15 protein-coding genes, 1 pseudogene and 1 other annotated feature are annotated in these 20,382 nt (G+C 44.8%); all 16 genes and pseudogenes read right to left on the reverse strand.

Annotated features, from left to right (window positions below):
- The coding region (locus EAI83_RS14575) for a TRAP transporter large permease subunit (protein WP_129975889.1) at nt 1-2,915 on the reverse strand (2,915 nt) is incomplete at its 3' end.
- Nucleotides 2,916-3,419, reverse strand: a complete 504-nt coding sequence (locus EAI83_RS14580) for a TRAP transporter small permease (protein ID WP_015525504.1) — start codon at nt 3,417-3,419, stop codon at nt 2,916-2,918. It lies immediately after the preceding gene.
- 85 nt (nt 3,420-3,504) lie between these two features.
- Nucleotides 3,505-3,751: a binding site (T-box leader), on the reverse strand.
- 86 nt (nt 3,752-3,837) lie between these two features.
- The gene (locus EAI83_RS14585) at nt 3,838-5,235 is read right to left on the reverse strand and encodes an alanine/glycine:cation symporter family protein (RefSeq protein ID WP_015525503.1); all 1,398 of its coding nucleotides are present in this window, start codon (nt 5,233-5,235) and stop codon (nt 3,838-3,840) included.
- 201 nt (nt 5,236-5,436) lie between these two features.
- Nucleotides 5,437-6,465 (reverse strand): alpha/beta fold hydrolase, encoded by a 1,029-nt coding sequence (locus EAI83_RS14590; RefSeq protein WP_021652865.1) that lies wholly within the window; start codon nt 6,463-6,465, stop codon nt 5,437-5,439.
- Between the two features lie 212 nt (nt 6,466-6,677).
- Nucleotides 6,678-7,214 carry a nitroreductase family protein gene (locus EAI83_RS14595; protein ID WP_015525501.1) on the reverse strand — a complete coding sequence of 179 codons (537 nt, stop codon included), beginning with the start codon at nt 7,212-7,214 and terminating at the stop codon, nt 6,678-6,680.
- A 231-nt stretch (nt 7,215-7,445) separates the two neighbouring features.
- Nucleotides 7,446-8,378 (reverse strand): DMT family transporter, encoded by a 933-nt coding sequence (locus EAI83_RS14600; RefSeq protein ID WP_110102703.1) that lies wholly within the window; start codon nt 8,376-8,378, stop codon nt 7,446-7,448.
- A gap of 4 nt (nt 8,379-8,382) precedes the next feature.
- Nucleotides 8,383-9,474 carry a hypothetical protein gene (locus EAI83_RS17645; RefSeq protein WP_242981809.1) on the reverse strand — a complete coding sequence of 364 codons (1,092 nt, stop codon included), beginning with the start codon at nt 9,472-9,474 and terminating at the stop codon, nt 8,383-8,385.
- Complete coding sequence (locus tag EAI83_RS14610; RefSeq protein ID WP_044962204.1) at nt 9,455-10,189, reverse strand: class I SAM-dependent methyltransferase; 735 nt, start codon at nt 10,187-10,189, stop codon at nt 9,455-9,457. The genes EAI83_RS17645 and EAI83_RS14610 overlap by 20 nt, the downstream gene beginning before the upstream one ends.
- A 234-nt stretch (nt 10,190-10,423) precedes the next feature.
- A pseudogene (locus EAI83_RS17945) lies at nt 10,424-10,534 on the reverse strand (MarR family transcriptional regulator); the annotation flags it as partial.
- A gap of 7 nt (nt 10,535-10,541) precedes the next feature.
- Entirely contained in the window at nt 10,542-12,515 is a 1,974-nt protein-coding gene (locus EAI83_RS14620) for a bifunctional metallophosphatase/5'-nucleotidase (protein WP_118752373.1), read from the reverse strand.
- A 37-nt stretch (nt 12,516-12,552) separates the two neighbouring features.
- Nucleotides 12,553-12,966 (reverse strand): EamA family transporter, encoded by a 414-nt coding sequence (locus EAI83_RS14625; RefSeq protein WP_059086241.1) that lies wholly within the window; start codon nt 12,964-12,966, stop codon nt 12,553-12,555.
- A 58-nt stretch (nt 12,967-13,024) separates the two neighbouring features.
- Complete coding sequence (locus EAI83_RS14630; RefSeq protein WP_243113517.1) at nt 13,025-14,239, reverse strand: AI-2E family transporter; 1,215 nt, start codon at nt 14,237-14,239, stop codon at nt 13,025-13,027.
- A gap of 2 nt (nt 14,240-14,241) precedes the next feature.
- Entirely contained in the window at nt 14,242-16,860 is a 2,619-nt protein-coding gene (locus tag EAI83_RS14635; RefSeq protein WP_129975892.1) for a cation-translocating P-type ATPase, read from the reverse strand.
- A 373-nt stretch (nt 16,861-17,233) separates the two neighbouring features.
- A complete protein-coding gene (locus EAI83_RS14640; RefSeq protein WP_129975894.1) occupies nt 17,234-18,769 on the reverse strand; it encodes an APC family permease in 1,536 nt (511 codons plus the stop codon).
- A 27-nt stretch (nt 18,770-18,796) separates the two neighbouring features.
- Entirely contained in the window at nt 18,797-19,132 is a 336-nt protein-coding gene (locus EAI83_RS14645; RefSeq protein ID WP_015525489.1) for a P-II family nitrogen regulator, read from the reverse strand.
- Nucleotides 19,133-19,245: 113 nt separating this feature from the next.
- Entirely contained in the window at nt 19,246-20,373 is a 1,128-nt protein-coding gene (locus tag EAI83_RS14650) for an iron-containing alcohol dehydrogenase family protein (protein WP_129975896.1), read from the reverse strand.
- Nucleotides 20,374-20,382: the final 9 nt, after the last annotated feature.

Raw genomic sequence — 20,382 nt, forward strand, 5'->3', positions numbered from 1 at the left:
GTCTCGGACCAGTTCATATTTGTAGCATCTGCCCCCCATCTCTTATAACACTCCATAAGAAGATTAGAGCCGGCTACACGAACCTTCAGATTCTTCATATCATCTACAGATTTTACCTCATGCTTGCTGTTTGTCAACTCACGGAATCCGTTCTCTGCAATACCCATGCAGTGAAGTCCGTAGCCGTTAAGGATCTCCTTCAGCTTGTCTCCGGCCTCTCCGTCAAACTTCGCATCTGCATCATCGTAGGAATCATAGATGAACGGTAGGGATACCACATTGAAGCGTGGATCAAATGCAGAATAGATCAGATTGGAATGCATGGAGATCTGTACCGGGTCTCCGTTCATCAATGCCTGGATTCCCTCGGACTGATTTCCGTTTGTCAGCTGATCCGCTGCGTAAATGTTAACCTTGACCTTTCCTCCGGTAGCCTTTTCCATGAGTTCACCGAACTTACGTCCTCCATCAGCCCAGGTACTTGTCTCCGTTGTGGAGCATGCAAAGTTCCAGGTTGTCTCAGGCCAGTTCAGATCACTGTAATCCTCCACGGTATCTACCGAATCCTCTGTAAACAGATCTACAAGATCCTGTGCATCGTCATAGCCTTCACTCTTAAGCTCCTTTACAAACCAGTCGTCGATTCCGTCTACTGCTTTCTTGAAGGAATCGATATCCATATCCTCTTTCTTTGTAAAGGTCACACCGTTGCTCTTCTCCCAGCGGCTCATGATCTCCTCGTCGCCGGAACGGTTGATATAACGCTCATACTCAACAGCCTTCTGGCCTGCCTCATCAACAACCTGCTGCTGTTCCGGTGTCAGGCTGTCATAGATATCCTGGTTGATACAGAAGAACAGACAATCATAGATTGCATCCCACATGGAGCAGTACGGCTGTACCTCCTGTACACTGGCTGCGTCGATCGCAGGCAACGGGTTCTCCTCACCCTCTACCGTATTCTGCTGAAGTGCTGTGTATGTCTCAGACCAGTTCATATTTGTGGCATCTGCCCCCCATCTCTTATAGCATTCCATAAGAAGGTTGGAACCGGCCACACGAACCTTCAGGTTCTTCATGTCGTCTACTGTTTTTACTTCATGCTTGCTGTTTGTCAGCTCACGGAAACCATTCTCTGCGATTCCCATACAATGAAGTCCGTACTCACCAAGGATCTCTTTCAGCTTTTCTCCGGCCTCACCGTCAAATTTTGCATCCGCGTCATCGTAGGAATCATAGATAAACGGCAGGGATACTACATTGAATCTCGGGTCAAATGCAGAATAGATCAGATTGGAATGCATGGAGATCTGTACCGGATCTCCGTTCATCAGTGCCTGGATTCCCTCGGACTGATTTCCGTTTGTCAGCTGATCTGCTGCGTAAATATTAACCTTGACTTTTCCGCCGGTTGCTTTTTCCATAAGCTCACCAAACTTACGTCCTCCGTCAGCCCAAGTACTTGTTTCAGTTGTAGAGCATGCGAAGTTCCATGTCATCTCCGGCCAGTCAAGATCACTGTAATCCGCGATAGTATTAAAGGAATCACTTCCGTCTCCGGAATCCTTGGAACTCTGGCTTTCTGTGTCAGAAGACTGGTCTCCTGTATAGGAGCCCTCTTTTGCAAGAGCCTTCGGAAGAGCTGTGGAAACAGCCGGAATATAAGTGATGATCAGAAGAACTGCAACGGATGCAGCGATCATCGGCATAACTGCTCTGGAGATCTGCTGAAGAGTAACCTCCAGACCTTTTTTGATCTTGATACTAATGGCAACAAAAAGATTTACACCTACCGGAGGTGTTACCTGTCCGATCGCAAGGTTAACTGTTGCCATAACACCGAATGCTACCACATCATAGCCCAGAGCCTTACATACCGGAAGCATGATCGGTATAAAAATGTACATCGCAGAGTTTGCATCAATGAAGCATCCTGCGATCAGGAAAATGATGTTTACGATCAGAAGGAAGGTAAACTGATTATGTGCAATGCCGGCAAGAAGCTCAGATGCCGCATTTGCAATACCAAACTTGGTACATACAAAAGAGAACAGGGAAGCACTCGCTACGATCAGCATGATTCCACCGGTTGTCTTTGCAGAATCCACAAGAATGTCAAACAGATCTTTGAGCTTAACCTCACGGTAGATCACCATACCAACAAACAGACCGTAAACAACAGATACGGCTGCAGCCTCAGTTGGTGTAAAGATACCACCGTAAATTCCCCCGAGGATGATAACCGGCATCAGGAATCCCCAGAATGCATCTTTAAATGTATCCCAGCGTTCTTTTGCGGAAGCTTTTTCACGGGATGGCTGAATGTTATGTTTCTTTGCCTCGATCATAACGATGATCACAAGAGCAACACCCATCAGAAGTCCCGGAACGATACCAGCCATAAACATATCTGCAATAGATACCCCTGTGATAGAAGCGTATACAACGAATGCGATACTCGGCGGTATGACAATGGCGATGGAACTGGAGGTTGCCATCAATGCCGTGGAAAACGGTGCGGAGAAACCGCCCTGCTCAACCATAGCCGGGATCAGAACTGCTCCAAGTGCCGCAACCGTTGCAGGGCCGGAACCGGAGATCGCTCCGAAGAAGCAGGCTACGATAACACATACAATGGCGATGCCGCCCTTTTTATGTCCTACGCAGGTATCTACGAAGTTGATCAGTCGTTTGGAAATACCGGCTTTTGCCATAATGTTTCCGGACAGAACAAAGAACGGGATAGCAAGAAGCAGGAATTTACTGATTCCGGAGTACATATTTGTAGCTACGATCGTCAGAGATGTACCGGAATAAAGGATGGCACATACAGATGACAGACCTAAGCAGATCGCAATGGGAAGTCCCAGGATCAGGAAAACAAAGAAGGAGATAAATAAGATTGCACTGATCATTTATTTGTCCTCCTTTTCATCATCTTTTTTCAGGCAGAAGTCGAGGCAGTACTCAATAAAATGAAGGATCATACAGCCTGCTCCGATCGGCACGAAGGACCAGAAGATCCACTCCGGCCAGTTCAATACGAAAGTTCTCTTGCCGTTTGCCAGCTGTGTAAGAACTTTGTCCATTCCATATTTAAATAAAATTGCGGAAAAAACAATACTCAGGACCGTGATCAGGATCACAGATGGTTTTTCCAGTTTTTTCGGAAGACGGTCCGTAACCAGTGTCAGACTTACCAGTCCTCCTTTTTCACGGCAGGCAAGTGCTGCTGCCAGAAGTGTGATGAGAACAAACACCGCTACAACAAGCTCTTCTGTAAAAGACCATGAGCGATGGATGACCTTACGGGAAAATACATTTCCCACAGTCAGCACAAGGATCAGCAATGTGGAAATGACCAGTACGATTTTTTCTACTGCTGCAAGTGCGTTCATGAGTTTTTTGTACACTTTCATACTCTTTCCCCTTTTGTATATTTTTCCGGTTTCAGATCCTTACCCCGTGGTTTAAAATGTTTTGGATAAAAAAAATCCGTCCCCTTTCAGGGACGGATATAAAATTCCGCAACCACCCTGTTTCTCCATTGAAACAAGCACGATTCTGCAACGTACCGGCATACGCGACTTCTGTAACGGGAAGCACCCGTGAAAACCTACTTACTTGTCTGAAACTTTCGGCTTTCCTTCTCAGGGATGATATTCAAGGCAGTTCCGACGCTGCATCACACCAGTCACAGCTCTCTGAAGACGGTTCCTCTGTCTTTACTGATTCCCTTCATGGAATTTACTTCTGTTATGTGTTAGCTCTTTAATGAGTTAAATCAATTCTAACTCTGTTTGTTTTGATAGTCAAGTTTTTTTTTCAAAAACTCCTTCAGGCGTTCTTTCCTTCTCCGGCGAAGTACTCCTTCACAAGCTTTACAACCACACCGGAAAGCAGGAATACTGCGATCAGGTTAGGGATCGCCATCAGACCGTTGAAGGTCTCTGCGATACTCCAGAGAAGTCCAAGGTCAACAGTTGCGCCGATGATCGCTACCAAAGAGTACAGTACCATAAAAGGTCTGATAGCTTTTTCCTTAAAAAGGAACTCCGCACATCTGGCTCCGTAAAGTCCCCATCCAATGATAGTGGAAAATGCGAAGCAGCACATGGCAACTGCTGTAAAGATGGAAACCCAGTTTCCGTATGTACTGGTAAAACCGCTGATGGTAAGCTCCGCTCCTGCTGCTGCGCCATAACCAACCGGCACCCCGCTGCAGAGGATGACAAGCGCTGTCAGCGTACAGATCACAATCGTGTCCGTGAATACCTCAAAGATCCCGAAAAATCCCTGTTTTACAGGTTTTCTGGTGTCTGCACAGGCATGTGCGATGGAACCGGTACCAAGACCTGCCTCATTGGAAAAAATACCTCTGGAAACACCTTTTTTCATACTCATGAAAAAGCTTCCTACTACGCCGCCTGTCACAGATGCCGGATTAAATGCCCCTCTGATGATAGCGCTGAAAACACCCGGAACATTTTTCCAGTTGATGATAACTACACCGACGGCAAGAATAATATAAAACAATGCCATAAACGGTACCAGCTTTTCTGTAACCTGGCCGATCCTTTTGATTCCGCCAAGCAGGATCATTGCCACAAGAATCGCAAGGATGATCCCCATAACAAGGTTTACCGTAGAAGTATTGTCTGCAGCGATCACATTGTAATTGATCAGCGCAGAATCAATAGCTGTTGTAATGGTATTAACCTGGGTTGCATTTCCGGTTCCGAAAACAGTAAGCACACCAAAAGCGGAAAACAGATATGCCAGCCAGTGCCAGTGTTTTTTTAGACCATTCTTAATGTAATACATTGGTCCTCCAACCAGATCTCCATTGGCATTGGTTTCGCGGAAATGTACCGCAAGTGTTACTTCTGAAAACTTTGTACACATTCCAAGAAGTGCGGAAATCCACATCCAGAATACGGCTCCCGGTCCTCCGATGGCAATAGCACCTGCCACACCTGCAATGTTTCCCGTTCCCACGGTAGCAGCTAACGCCGTACAAACAGCCTGAAACGGTGTCAGACTTCCATCGGAAGCTTCTCTTTTCCGAAGCATACGTCCGATAGTGACCCTGATGGCATAGGGAAATTTCCGAATCTGGAGAAAATTCGTGCGGATACTTAAATAAAGACCTACACCAATAATACAGATCATCGCAGGAACGCCCCAGATAAAATTGTTTACGGCAGCATTCACTGATTCAATAACAGATAACATTCTATAATCCTTCCCTTATTTAATTTTGTCTTTTTGGATTGTACGTTTGTCTGTACAAAAAGACGATTCGTTAGATTATATCACATTTTTTGTCGAATGTATAAGAGAAAACCTTTATAATTTTACTATGATAAAGAAAGAAAGTGAATAAAAGCTGCCAATCCTGTTGTTAAATATGTGATATACCTGTAGTAAAAATACTTATCTGTGATCAATATCATTTTCCGTATCGTCCAGGAATGTAAATATATATCCCCAGTATTTCTCCAGAATCTTACCTCTGCTTCCATAGATCTCATGCTTTGTTCCGATCATATGGATATAATCACAGCTTGTTTTTCCCTGGCGATTGATCTTTCCGGCAAAATTTTTCAGGGCACGGACAGACACCAGATCTTCCGTCTGGGCCTGGATGAGCAGCATTGGTGCCGTATATTTTTTCCATCCGTAGAGACGCAGATACCAGCTCATTTCCGCAGAAGCCCAGAGCCAGCCGTAGGATGGAGACCAGGTCTGGAGCTCCTTATGTTCTGCACGGAGATTTTTGTATCGCTCGTATCTTGGTTTTGATGTTGCGGAGCTTGTCTCAAAAGAACCGCTGCCATCGTAAGGCTTTCGGCCAGCTACATATTCCTCATCTTTTCCGAAAATGCATTTCTCCAGAGCTATGCCGGTGGCTGCCGGCCACGGAACATTATCTGTAAGAGGACGGATCATCGGAGAAGAAAGGATCACCTTGTGAAACCAGTCCGGCTCCCAGGCCGCAGCAATACCACCGATGGCACCACCCATGGAATGTGCATACAAGTTAAGTGACAGATCCGGATGTGCTTTCTTTATGTAGCGGCATGCTTTCAGAAAATCGCGGATATATCTTCTCCATGTATCGATGTGGACCAGAGACGGGTCTGCGGTAAGACGATAGCTGCGGCCATGGCCGCAATGCTCCGGAATATATACATGATAGCCTTCCTTAAGAAAATAATAGGCCACTTCATCATATTTTACTGCTGATTCTGTGAATCCGTGGCTGATGACTACCACACCTTTAGGCATATCAATATCAGACAGATACTGCAGCATATGGATCTTACCTGTAATCCGTTTGCTTTCGTTACGAAACGGATAATCCGCACCCGGTACATAAAGTTCCCTTCTGTGAGACAGAAGATATGGCATTACGATATTTTTCATGGTTTCTTCGTATTCATTTTCATGTATGATCTGCATATTGGTTAAAAACCTCCCTTGCTTTTACTGTATTGCTTTTTTGCTTCTCCCAAACTCTGCTTTTCAAAACCCTTCCATGTTGTCACAGCTGTTTTCTTACAGGATAACAGAATTCACTCTTCCAGGCAATCCTTTTTAGACCATTTTGCTCTTTAATTTCCATTAAAAAATGCCCGAACATTTTGATATGTACCGGGCATTTCTTCTATTATTTAATAAAATCTCACAATATCTTCCACATCTTTACGTTTCGGTCTTGCAGGCTCTTCGGCTGCTTTTCCGATGGCGATCACTGCCATTACCGTTTCTGTTTCCGGAATGGAAAGGATCTCACGGAGCTTGTCTCCGGCACGAAGTCCCATGATCAGGGTTCCATATCCAAGCTCCTTTGCCTTCAGGATCAGATTCTCGTTCTGAAGTCCCAGATCATAGCAGCCCCAGCCGTTTCCAAGCTCATTATCCGGTGTTCCGTCTTTCTGAAATCCGGCATGGTTATGTACAAAGGTTGTAACGATCAGGGAGGCATTCTCTGCTTTTGCCTGGTTCATTTCCGGCAGACATTCTCTGCTGACCTTCTCCACCATCTCTTCGGACATTACACAATAATATCTTCCGGTCTGGGAGTTTTTCCAGCTGGGTGCTTCCTGAGCGGCCCGGATCACTGCAAGAAGATCTTCTTTTGTGATCCTGCTCTCCGGGCTGTATTTACGGATGGTCCTTCTCTCTTCGATCAGTTTCTGAAATTCCATATTTTTCCTCCTTACTGTCCGGTGCAGGATCTGCTTCCGGATCCTGCAGTTATTCCGGCATGGATTTTTATGTTCACACTTTTTATGGAGCTATTTTAACACAATGCCGTATTGAAATCAATTTCAAAACTCCGGCATCGTTACTGTTCATTCTGCGACCGTTACTGTTCACTCCGTTCTCAGCAACACGCTTCAAAAAATATTGCCTGGGAACAATAACTGCAATACCACTTATGAAGATTTTTTTTGATTTACCACATAAATTCCCACACAGACAAGAAACAGTGCGATGAGACTTCCCATATTAAATGCCTGACGTACCTCTCCCAGAACCAGTGCAGACAGGATCACACTGAACAAAGGATTTACAAAGCCAAAGATCGCTACCCTGGATACATCATTCCAGGCAAGCAGCACTGACCACAGTGTATAGGCCACTGCAGACACCATTGCCAGATAAAAGATGATCCCGATACCGGCGGCATTTACCACTCCGAAATGTCCTCCCATCCCTTTTCCGATCAGGAACAGAATGATCCCGCCCATGGTAAACTGCGTTCCGCTGAGTACCACCGGAGATACCTTTCTGGAAAAAATATTGATCAGCACCGTGGACATTCCGTAAGAAAACTGCGCGATCAGAATAAATCCTTCTCCTGTAAGCCTAAAACCTGCATCCAGAGAATTTCCCATGAGATTGATCACGACCACGCCGGCAAAACCGAGGATACAGCCGAGCATCTTTCGCCCGGTCATTTTTTCCTTGTGAAAAACAAGGCAGGACAGCAGGATCGCAATAAAATTCCCAAGACCTGTGATAATAGCGCCTTTTACACCGGAGGTATGTGCCACACCTATATAAAAGAAGAAATACTGACATACCGTCTGAGCTATACATACCGGCACCGCATATTTCAGAACAGTTCGATCCGGAAGCAGAACCTTGCGCTCACGCAAAGATGCAAAGATCAGTACAAGGATTCCTGCCAGTGCAAAACGCACACCTGCAAAAACGATCTGACTTGCCGTATCTGCAGAATCCATCTGCATCAGACGGTATCCTGTCTTGATCAGCGGGATCGCACTCCCCCAGAGAAGACAGCAGACGCAGGCAAGCGCTGCCACCACCCAGGTTTTTTTTAATATTGTTTTTGTTTGTTCCATTTGTTTATTCTCTCTTTCTCAAAACTTCTTCCATCTGACTGATCACAGCTTTTATTTCATTTATTGCACTGATACTTACGTCCCGGAAATCAATCTTTTTCCCCTTTCCGTATAATTCCGCCTCATAAGCGCTGGCTTTCTCTTCATCTTTATCCTTGTATCGGGCTTTTCCGATCAGCCAGGCACTGGAATCCGCACAGTCCGGATATTCCGTATTTCCCCGGATCAGAAAATCCTCTGAAGCTTCCGTCAATGCTGTTTTCAGTTTTTCTGCTTTATCCAGAAATTCTTCCGTTGTCTGCGGATAATGTTCTTTTATATAAAGGAGATTTTTATGAATACAGGTGGCACTTTTTTCCATTAGTTTCCGTTCTTCCGGATCTTTGAAATTATCATATTCCCCAGGCCGGACTTCCCATCCGCGGATGGATTTGCTTAATTCCATCAGCCAGTATACATGACGGGAAATATCGTCCGGAAACATAAAATACGTAGAAAATTCATGATCGATCATAGGTGCAAGACTTATGATCCCGCCATCTTTATCACAGAGAAACGTTACATTTTCATAATGATAATTCTGGTCTCCCCTCAGGACAGAGATCAGCACCTGCATGGCAAGCTGTTCCGCTATTTCCTGATGCTTCTGCAAAAAATCAGCTTCAAAAATATCTCTATAATCATAAAACATCTGGCAATAGTTTACATAATTATCTATATCTACCTTTTCATCCGGATATTTCCTGAAAAACTCCAGAAGATTCAAAATGGATTCCCCTTCTTTATAGGCCATGGGTACTGCTGTTCCGTAGTCAAGATATTTTTCATTTACTGCCTCATACCCTTCACAGATGGCCAGTTCATACCTGGGCGCAGGCATAAAATATTCATTAATGATCGTTGACCAGAACACCTCTGCATAAGCATACAGTGGCGTGGAAAATGGTTTGGATTTCGTCAGTGGCTTAAAAATTATATTTCCAGGAAATATGGGGAAATGTTTTTCCCCGCTTACCACGCCTACAGCTTCAGACTTAAGATTTCCGATTCGATTTTTGTATTGATAGTGTCTGACTTTATAATACATAGCAGTCATATCGTATTGCCTTCCCCTTCAATGTATAAGACGGCTCCCGGCCGGCAAGACATTCACTTTTCAGCGGACGCTTGACGATGATCTTATCCGGATTTGCTCTGATAGCTGCATCAAAAAGATCCTTTTCCCCGGAACACGGTGGTTCCAGCTTCTGGATCAATTGAAGTTTCTTGTTGATCAGGCTGGATTTCTGTCTTGCCGGAAACATGGGATCCAGATAGATCACGTCTACAGGATCAAGAAGCTTTGACATACCTTCTACACTGTTTCCCTCGATCACCTTCATACGACCGGCAATATCTTTCAGATCCATATTTTTCTTGGCACGGCGAATGGCATCTTTAAGAAGGGCTGCGATCACCGGATTCTGCTCGTACAGCGTCACCTCATAGCCCTGGGCTGCCAGAAGAAAGGCATCCTCACCCATTCCTGCCGTAGCATCGATGGCCTTCCTTCCCTCCTTATCTGACTTCACCGCCTTCACCAGCATCTCATGCTGAAGTCTGCCTCTGGTAACTCTGTGAAGCATCGTCTCCACAAAATCCCCCTGATAGGTCAGCCCGAAACCGGACAGCGAAACGCCCCTGGAATCAAACCGCACCGTCAGAAAATCTCCCGGCTTATCCTGAAGCTGCGCTCCGGTCCTCCTGCAAAAGGCTTCCGCCATATCTCTCTGTCCGCCCTTTCCAAGACAGACTGCGATTTTATCATTCATTTCCCGATTCTCTCTTTCATGACTCTTTTTCATAAGCTCTTTCATTCTACAATTTTACAAAAGAAATTGCAATTCATCTCAAAAAAGATGTCCGCAGACGTACCAAAATACGCTGCGGACATCCAATGTCTGATCCATAGTCAGGCGGTTACTTAATGCTTGCTGTCCTAAAACAGAAGCTGAAGTCCCATTGCAATGATCCACATATATGCACAGGTCTTTGGGATCATCAGGCTTCTTATTGTCCGCACTCTGGATCCTTTCGATCAGACCTCTGCTCTCCAGATTTTTCAGAGAAGAGGACACGTGGGATTTCGTCGACTTACGGACTTTAACGATCTCAGCCGTATATTTATTTTGAATTTCTCTTTCCTTTTCTGACTTTGATCCTGCGGATCATCCTTCGGATCAGAAATACCACAAGCACAATGATCACAATAAAGATCAAACAAATACCTGCGATCATTGCCGAAAACTTATTCGGCTGCTTCACCAAATCAATGATATTTCTGCTGTCCTCCACAACCTTACGTCCATGTGTCGTCTCATAATATTCCGGCACATTGGCAATTCCGTCGCCGTCTGTATCCGCAAAGGACTGCATATATCTTGCGATCGCATCCCAGGCCTTTAACTCCCTGTCACCTTCCATGATCGCCTGATCTTCCAGATTTTCAATAGGATTTCCATCCCTGTCCTTCGGTTCAAGAGACAGCAGTCCATAGGACATTTTCATCACTGAACCAAGCATCTGGCCGGTATACAGATCTGTCACAACATGATACAGCTTGTCATCCTGGATCTCGATCCGCTCTCCGTCTGCCCTGGTGAGATAACAATCTGTCACCTTATTCAGGATCATCCGATGTGGATTGTATGCAAAATTCAATCCACTGCAATATAACCTTGCCGTTGTCATAAAATCCGATACAGAAGCGTCCACCTCCGCTGCCAGCTTCAGCTCTTTTCCGGTCAGGTATGCACTGATCAGCGGATATCCGGCAACACCGTCCTTTCCGATCCCCAGTGAAAAGGAATTAAAAACATCCTCTACTGTGATATCGCCCTTTGTGTATGTATCCCGCACGGTTCCGCTTGGAACAACGGCTACATCAACCGGATCACCATCATAATACTCGGAATTTTCCACTGCATATATGTATGCATCGGACATGATATCACCAAGATTCAACTCTTCGTGCTTCGTGCCCATTTCTTCCAGACTGTTGAATTCAACATCATTTTCAGCAAGAACCTCTTCCCTTGTATAGCCGAAATCGGCAAGATAATTCTTATCTACCGTATCCATCAGGGCATCGATCTGTTCCTGTGTCGCCTGGTCCGGTTTTACATCCTCAGAAACAGGGATCAGCTCATAGGATGTCAGCTCCCACCGTCCGTCCTGTTTCTGTGTCATGGAAAGTGATCCCAGATTTCTTCCGTATTCGCCGCAGGATACGATATATGTGTTCCCATGCTGAATTGCCTCTTTCAGCTCTGAGTGCGTATGTCCGCTGATGATCAAGTCGATATCCGGCACCTCTTTTGCAAGGATCTCATCCTCCGATTTGTTCTCATCCTCCCAGGTTCCTCCATGGGACACACAAGCGATCATATCCACTTTTTCATTTTTTCGGATCTCTTCTACCGTCTGTTTTACGGCCTCAACCGGATCCTTGAACTTTAATTCACAGGTCGGTGCACATTCCAGGGCATCCTTACCGAACACACCGACTACTGCAGCCTTTACATCTCCTTTTTGAACTACTACATAATCCTTCACACCGTAGGCTTCAAATGCCGACCGGATCTGCTTCTGACCATCGCTTAATCCATCCTGCTCCATGCTGTCCCAGTCCACGTTGCACACTACCAGTGCCGGCACTGTCTCACCAGAAGTCTTCGCAGCCTCCAGCATATTTGCCAGTCCCTTTGAACGATAATCATATTCATGATTCCCCAGAGTCGTCACATCATACCCCAGATATCCCAGCATCCGAAGCTCTGCCGCCTCCGTTTCGTATACGGTCTGGATCAGGGTTCCCATGGAAAAATCGCCGCCATCCAGCACCAGGGTGTCCGGATCTTCCTGCTTCTTTTCATCGATCAGGGTTTTGATCCTTGCAAATCCGCCAACCTCTTTTTGCTCTCCATCTACGATGGTTGAAAAGCTGTTCAAATGCGAATGTGTATCATGGCTGAACAAAACATCGATCTGTTTTGTCTCGGCTGCTTCCACCGGGACATTCCATGCAAGAGGAAGTAGCAATGCAGCAATAAGCATGATCGCCAGCAGCCTTGCTGAAATTTTCTTTCGTGTTTTCATAACACTCTCCTTTTGTATATAGTTTTCTTATGCCTTTTTACAAAACCATCAATAATGTTCCCACACCGATCAAAATACATCCCATCATCGATTTTGCTGTGAATTTCTCATGCAAAAAAACAAATGCCAGTACCAGTGTGATCACAACACTCAGCTTGTCTATCGGCACAACCTTGGATGCATCGCCTATCTGCAGGGCACGATAATAGCATAACCACGAAGCACCCGTTGCCAGACCTGAAAGGGTCAGAAACAGCCAGCTTTTTTTGCTGATCGCTGCGATCCCGCCCTGGGTATTTGTGAGGAAAACCATTCCCCAAGCCATAACTAGCACCACTATCGTTCGAATCGCTGTTGCAAGATTCGAATTAACACCGGCAATACCTATCTTGGCCAGTATGGAGGTCAGTGCCGCAAATACAGCAGACAGCAAGGCAAACACAAACCACATAGTAACTCCCCCTTAAATATAAGATTTTTCTTAACTATCCCAATACAAGTCCATCATATCATTTCCCCTCTGATATGTCACTATTTACAATTTCCTCCGCCGTATATTCCTCTATTTCTGTCTTTGTCACCTGTTTGATATGCTTTTTTTTCAGGCGCAGATATATGAATTCCCGAAAGATAGTATAGAATACGGAAAGCAGCGGAATGAAAACAAGCATACCTACAATTCCCATAAGGTTTCCGCCGATCGTAACTGCTGCAAGAACCCAGATCGACGGAAGTCCTACGGATTCACCCACAACATGAGGATAGATCAGATTTCCCTCGATCTGCTGCAGCACCAGAAATACTATAATAAATAAAATTGCCTGTTTCGGATTTACCATAAAGATCAAAAAGCTTCCCACCGCACACCCGATGAAGGCCCCGAAAATCGGAATCAATGCGGTAAACGCAATCAAAACTCCGATCAAAAGTGCATATGGCATCCTCAAAATACTCAGTATCACAACAAACATACAGCCGAGGATCACAGCTTCCAGACACTGGCCTGCAAGAAAATTTGCAAATGTCCGATAAGTCAGAGAACAGACTTTAAGAAAAGCATCTGCCTTTTTCTTTGGGAGAAAAGCAAAAAATACTTTTCGGATCTGCACATGCAGCTTCTCCTTCTGAAAAAGGACATAGCAGGCAAATGAAAAAGCAATAAAAAAGGTTGCCAATCCACTGACTATGGAACCCACTGCTGACATTGTGGTATTCATCATATTTCCTGCACCGTTTCCAAGAAGGCTTATCCCCCACTTGATCGCCTGATCCGGATTAAACTGTACCTGATCTACCAGCTTCATGATTTCCTGGTTATTATGGGAGAATTCCCGGATCCAGCTTTGCATCTGCGGAATAAAATCAGCGATACTCATCATCAGAGTTCCCATTGTCCGCGTAAGCTGCGGGATCACACCAAACATCACCAGTACGATCACGCCAACCGCAAATACGATCGTAAGGAACAGACTTATCGGTCTTGCCAGTTTTGCACCTATCTTATTTTCTTTTTTTACCCTTCCAAAAATTTTCTTTTCCAAAAAGCTCATTGGCACGTTGGTCACAAATGCGATCGCTCCGCCAAGTACAAAAGGAAATGCGATTCCCCATATTTCTTTCAGCACATCGAGCACCACATCAAACTTCCACAGGGCAACCACAAGAAATGCTGTAAACACAATAAGCTCTCGGATTTTTTTTACAGATATTTTACTTATATCCACTATCATTCTCCTCTTTTTCTTAATTTCATGCGTATCCATTTAAGCAGCTGAATGATCGGAAGACTTGCAAACGCATACAGATATACACAGCCAAGCTGCATCAGATCCAGCGTCTCTACTTTAAACAGGAGATGAAATCCCGGAACCGTCAGTACAACGGTAATAAGTACTGCCCCAAGTACAAATGCTCCCTGAAGCCATTTATTATTAAAGAAACGTTTTGTAAAGATAACCGGATGATCCGATTTGCAGTTGAATCCATGGAACAGACGTGCCAGACAAAGTGTTCCGAAGGCATAAGTACTGCCAAGCAGTGCACCATTCTGATGATATCCTGTCAAAAATCCGATCATCGTCATCATACCGATCACCAGTCCTTCCAGACCGATTTTACCAAGAAAATCCTTTGTCAGTATTAACTCGTCTGCTGATCTTGGTTTCTCATTCATCACCTCACTGCTGTGCGGCTCCACGCCTAACGCGATCGCCGGAAGACTGTCTGTCAAAAGATTGATAAACAGCAGATGTACCGGTGCAAAAGGAACCGGAAGTCCTGCAAGGGATGCACAAAGAACTGCCAGGATCGCACCAAAGTTTCCTGACAGAAGAAACTGGATCGCATACTTGATATTCTGATATAAATTTCGTCCGTTTTCCACTGCTTTTACAATTGTTGCAAAATTATCATCTGTAAGCACCATTGCTGCGGCATCCTTTGCGACCTCGGTTCCGGTCACTCCCATTGCAACACCAATGTCTGCCTGCTTCAATGCCGGAGCATCATTCACACCGTCTCCAGTCATTGCCACGATCATCCCCTTCTCCTGCCATGCACGGACAATACGGATCTTGTGCTCCGGTGACACTCTTGCATACACAGAAATATTCGGGACAAATTCCTTCAGCTGCTCATCACTCATATTTTCAATATCAGCACCTTCGCAGGCCTCTGACAGATCATGTAGGATCCCGATCCTTTTTGCGATTGCCGCTGCTGTGATCTTATGATCTCCCGTGATCATGACCGGCCGGATCCCCGCTTTTATACATTCTGCAACTGCAGCCTTTGATTCTTCCCTCGGCGGATCCATCATAGCGATCAAGCCAAGAAATACCAGATGATTCTCATCTTCTGTCGTCAATACATGCTTCTCCGGAATTTCACGATAGGTAAATGCCAGTACCCGTAACCCTTCCATTGAAAATTCCTGATTCTGGCGCCGGATCTTTTCTTTATCTGCTTCTGTGATTTCCCGAACTCCGTCCTTTGTCCAGATCCTGTCTGTCAGCTCCAGAAGCCGGTCAACCGCACCTTTTACGATCATCCGGTTTTCATCATCAATTCTGTGAAGTGTTGACATCATCTTACGGTCACTGTCAAAGGGAAGCTCTCCTTCCCTTGGATAAAGCTTTCTTACACCAGCAGCCTCGATTCCGTACCGGCTGCCCAGATTGATCAATGCCGTTTCCGTCGGATCTCCGATCTCCACTCCATTTTCATTTGTTGAATCATTACATAAAATGCTGTAGTCCAAAAGACATCTCTGCGCCGGATCTGCTACATCAATTGCATCTGCTGTGATTCTTTTTCCATCAATATAATAATCTTCTACTGTCATTTTATTCTGTGTGAGTGTTCCGGTCTTATCCGAACAGATAACAGATACGCTTCCAAGACCTTCCACAGCCTGAAGCTTACGAATGATCGCGTGCTCCTTTGCCATCTTCTGTGTTCCGAAAGAAAGGACGATCGTCACGATGGAACTTAAAGCTTCCGGAATCGCTGCGACTGCAAGTGCTACTGCAAACATAAATGCACTGCTGATCTTCTCACCGCGGAATACACTGATCGCAAACAGAATTCCGCAAAATATCAGGATCAGAATAGAAAGCTTCTTTCCAAAATCATCCAGATTCGCCTGAAGTGGCGTCTGTTTTTCCGAAGTCGATTTCAGAAGTCCCGCAATCTTTCCAACCTCTGTCTGCATTCCTACATTCGTTACAACCGCTCTGCCACGCCCATATGTGACAAAGCTTCCGGAAAACAGCATATTTGTCCGATCACCAAGCGGTGCTTCCTCCAAAATAATGTCCATACTCTTTTCAACCGCAAGACTTTCTCCGGTAAGGGCACTTTCATCGACCTTAAGGCTTGCATTTTCAATCAATCTTCCATCGGCCGGGATCATATCACCTGCTTCAAGAAGGATCACATCTCCTACAACCAGTTCTCTTGCCGGGAGCTGTACCGCCACACCATCACGTAATACCTTTGCCTCCGGTCCGGAAAGCTTCTTTAAGCTCTGCAGGGACTGCTCAGCCTTTACTGTCTGCACAGTTCCCAAAATCGCATTGATCGTAATAACGATCACGATAACTGCTGCACTTTCCACATCTCCAAGCATACCGGATATCACTGCCGATGCGATCAGGATCAGCACCAGAAAATCCTTATACTGTTCAAAGAAGATCTGCAAAATACTTTTTTTCTTTCCTTCTGCAAGCTCATTCCATCCGCACTTCTCTCTGGACCGTCTAACCTGTTCATCGGTAAGCCCTGATTCCCTGCTTTCCACACGCTCGAGAACTTCTTCTGCTGTCTGCTGATAAATTTCTTTCATTCCCTTTGCCTCCTTTTTTGCAAATATTCACCAACTGTAATTTTTTTATGCAATAAAGGATTTTTTTGATAAAAGGATATAAAAAAAGAAACCCTTATTGCACAACAAAAAATGCAATAAAAGTCTCACCATTTCCCTGCAGCGCCGGATGTTTCCACCGTACTGACGACACTGCAAACGCAGATTTCCAAACGTAGGTTACTCCCCTTTATCAGTTTTAATAGTATAACAGGATCGGTACCTCTGTCAAGATACTTTATAAATCACACCTTGCAAATATGATACTCCGGTAACAGAAAAACTCCCATTTTTTGAGTGGGAGTCTTTCCGTTACCCTGAAAGTATTATAGGCCTGCAGCCGTTTTATTACCTTTTAAGATTTATTACTTTGATCAGCTACAATATTTCCCTGTACAACTCTTCCCTGATCTTTTCCTTTTCTCAGTCCTCGAACTACCTGTACATTTCCAAGAATCAGATAATCCATTTCTCTCTTAGTGACTTTCGCAAAATTTTTCTTTGAAACAAAATAGAAGGTAACTCCCATCAACACCCACACGATCAGTGCTGCAAAGGACTGTGGAGCCATGAATGCAGGAGAACCGGGCACGATCAGAAGCAGTAATATTACAACAGAGATCACGCAGCCGCCCATTGCTACTGCCGGATGGATTTTATTTGTATCTGTATCATCGCCATATTTTTTCAGAAGAATATAAGCACCTGCACAGGTAAAGAAATATCCGAACGCAGTACCTACGGAACACATATCTACAACCCAGCCGATCACTTCTCTGCCGAAAAATGGGCAGATACAGCAGATGATCATGGTAAACCCAACACATATGGACGGAGTTTTATGCTCCGGATGAACCTTTTCAAAAGCTGACGGAAGCATTTTTGCTCTTGCCATACCAAATAAAAGACGGCTGGATGTCATAAAGAATCCGTTCATACCGGTAAAAATCCCCATGCACACTGCCAGTGCCACAAAGCACACACCAACTTTTCCCATTGCAAGATCAAGAACTGCACCTGTATGCCATTTTACAAGAGTTCCATTCCCATCTGTCATAGTCAGAACCTGCTGCCAGGGAACAACACAATCTGTCACCAGTGCCATTGCACCATAGATCAAAGCACCTACGATCAATGCTGAAATGATCAGCATTTTGCACTTCTGTGGTGGAAAATCATATTCTTCTGCCGCCTGTGGAATACAGTCAAATCCTACATAAAGGAACGGAGCCAATGCCAGGATAGATACAAAACCGCTTCCAAGAGACTTGCCTTCGGCTCCGTATGCCGGCTGCAAGTTTGAAGCATCAAAATGTCCTGTTGCGATCACACCAATGACTGATACAACAACCGCTGCACACATGATAAGGACCATCGCAAGCTGAAGATTTCCTACAGATTTCGCACCTTTGTAATTCATGATCCCAAAAAGTATGATAAAGAACAGGGATAATCCGACTTCACCCATATATACATCATATCCTGCAATTGTATACAGGTAACCTCTGTTAAAGACTCCAGGAAAAATATAGGATGCCAATACCGGAAGTGCCGTTGCATTCAAAGCTACAATAGACAGATATCCAAGCGACAGCATCCATCCGCATATGTACGAAGCAGTTCTTCCAAAGCCTTTATATGCATAGGCAAATTCACCACCCGCTACCGGGAATTTTGCGATCATATAAGAATAGCTGTAGCCTACCACGATCATTAAAAGACCGCCTGCCAGAAATCCCAGAAACAGCGGGAGCGGTCCACCTGCACGTTCTGTCCAGAGACCACCCTGTATAAAACATCCCCATCCAATGATGGAACCGACTGCAACTGCCCAGATTGAACCAGGTCCCATGGATTTTTTTAATTTTGTTCTTTTATTTCTTTCACCCATATATATCCTCCTGCTTCATCAAGCATATCATTCATCATCATCTTCTCTGGTTTCTTCACTGATCGTATATGCCTCACTGATATCGGAAACAAAAATTTTTCCATCACCATAATGTCCATACTGCCCACTCTTTGCACTGTTAATGATAATATCTACAACCTCATCTTTTTCTTTGTCCCCAACAGTAATATACAGCATGTTTTTTGCCATTTCCTGATAAAGGACATCCCCTACCTGAATTCCTTTTTCCTTACCTCTTCCTGAAATTGCCCATTTTGAAAAAGCAAAATATCCTTCCTGCTCCAGTGCTTTGATGACGTCCATCACTTTCTCAGGTCTTACGATTGCTGTGATCAGTTTCATAATCCTTCATCTCCCATCCATAAATACAAAAAGAGCCCAGATACCAAAGTATCCGGACTCCATCGTCTCTCTCTATATTATCATTATTTTTTTCAATATTCAATCAAAATCTTTCACTTTCCGGCCAGATATCGATACATCTCATCCAGCATCTCGTCTGTGATCTCCACCGGATTGTTATAAAGGTTCGGATGTCTGCTGATACGAACCAGCTCCGCAATCTGATCATCATCAAGCTCCAGATCCTTCAGATCACACCGCAATCCCATTTTTTTCTTTAATTCAAGAACTGCATCCGCCATCTCTTCTGCATCTTTGAATCCAATCCTTCTGGCAAATTCCTCTACACGTTCACCACCTTCGCCTTTTGCATTGATTCTTATAAAATAATCCAGGGTCAGGCCACACGCCTCGCCATGCGGGATGTGATAAATATTGGTCAATGGAAATGAACACGCATGGGACGAAGTAGTTTTCGGTAAAGTAAACGCCAATCCTGCGATCAAAGATGCTTCGCACATTTTCTCCCTTGCTTCCTCATCATCTGGCTTCCTGTATGCTCTGTAAACATATTTGAATACCAGTTCTGCTGCATGCATCGCAAGTACATCACAGATCGGCTGATGACCTTTGCTCCAATAGCCTTCGATCGCATGGGAAAGAACATCAATTCCTGTTCCTGCCGTAACCTGCGGTGGCATTGTATAAGTAAGTTCCGGATCAATGATAGCTGCTGCCGGATAAAATCCCTCTGATACGATCGGCGCTTTTTTTCCATTTGCATGATCCGAAAGAACTGATACACAGGTCACTTCACTTCCTGTTCCTGCAGTCGTAGGAACTGCGATCAGTGGAAGATGTTTCTCCGGCATTGCTACTCCGGTTCCATGATACTTACGGATGGAATCCGGAGTCAGAGCTACACTGGCAGCTGCTTTGGCACAATCCATGGGACTGCCTCCACCCAGTGCTACCACAAATCCGATATTTTTCTGCCGGATCACTTCCGCACAGGCATCTACCTCTGCAACGTCCGGGTTTGGAGAAACATCTCCAAAAGAAGCAACGATCATTCCTTCTGACTCTTTTATGACCTTTTCGGCAAGACCGCTTTTAAAGAAAAACGGTCCTGCCACCAGAAGGCCTCTTTTGCAGCCAAGCTCTCTGGCTATTTCTTTGATTTCTTTTACTCTGCCTTTGCCGAAATGAATTTTTACCGGCTGTAGATAATCCCAGTTCATAGGCTACCT

This window comes from Blautia sp. aa_0143, from assembly GCF_004167315.1.
Classification (GTDB): Bacteria; Bacillota; Clostridia; order Lachnospirales; family Lachnospiraceae; genus Blautia_A; species Blautia_A fusiformis.

Bases quoted from the DNA above. Each gene is read 5' to 3' on its own strand.
- EAI83_RS14580 (WP_015525504.1), bottom strand. From the start codon at position 3,419: ATGAAAGTGTACAAAAAACTCATGAACGCACTTGCAGCAGTAGAAAAA.
- EAI83_RS14585 (WP_015525503.1), bottom strand. From the start codon at position 5,235: ATGTTATCTGTTATTGAATCAGTGAATGCTGCCGTAAACAATTTTATC.
- EAI83_RS14590 (WP_021652865.1), bottom strand. From the start codon at position 6,465: ATGCAGATCATACATGAAAATGAATACGAAGAAACCATGAAAAATATC.
- EAI83_RS14595 (WP_015525501.1), bottom strand. From the start codon at position 7,214: ATGGAATTTCAGAAACTGATCGAAGAGAGAAGGACCATCCGTAAATAC.
- EAI83_RS14600 (WP_110102703.1), bottom strand. From the start codon at position 8,378: ATGGAACAAACAAAAACAATATTAAAAAAAACCTGGGTGGTGGCAGCG.
- EAI83_RS17645 (WP_242981809.1), bottom strand. From the start codon at position 9,474: ATGACTGCTATGTATTATAAAGTCAGACACTATCAATACAAAAATCGA.
- EAI83_RS14610 (WP_044962204.1), bottom strand. From the start codon at position 10,189: ATGAATGATAAAATCGCAGTCTGTCTTGGAAAGGGCGGACAGAGAGAT.
- EAI83_RS14620 (WP_118752373.1), bottom strand. From the start codon at position 12,515: ATGAAAACACGAAAGAAAATTTCAGCAAGGCTGCTGGCGATCATGCTT.
- EAI83_RS14625 (WP_059086241.1), bottom strand. From the start codon at position 12,966: ATGTGGTTTGTGTTTGCCTTGCTGTCTGCTGTATTTGCGGCACTGACC.
- EAI83_RS14635 (WP_129975892.1), bottom strand. From the start codon at position 16,860: ATGAAAGAAATTTATCAGCAGACAGCAGAAGAAGTTCTCGAGCGTGTG.
- EAI83_RS14640 (WP_129975894.1), bottom strand. From the start codon at position 18,769: ATGGGTGAAAGAAATAAAAGAACAAAATTAAAAAAATCCATGGGACCT.
- EAI83_RS14645 (WP_015525489.1), bottom strand. From the start codon at position 19,132: ATGAAACTGATCACAGCAATCGTAAGACCTGAGAAAGTGATGGACGTC.
- EAI83_RS14650 (WP_129975896.1), bottom strand. From the start codon at position 20,373: ATGAACTGGGATTATCTACAGCCGGTAAAAATTCATTTCGGCAAAGGC.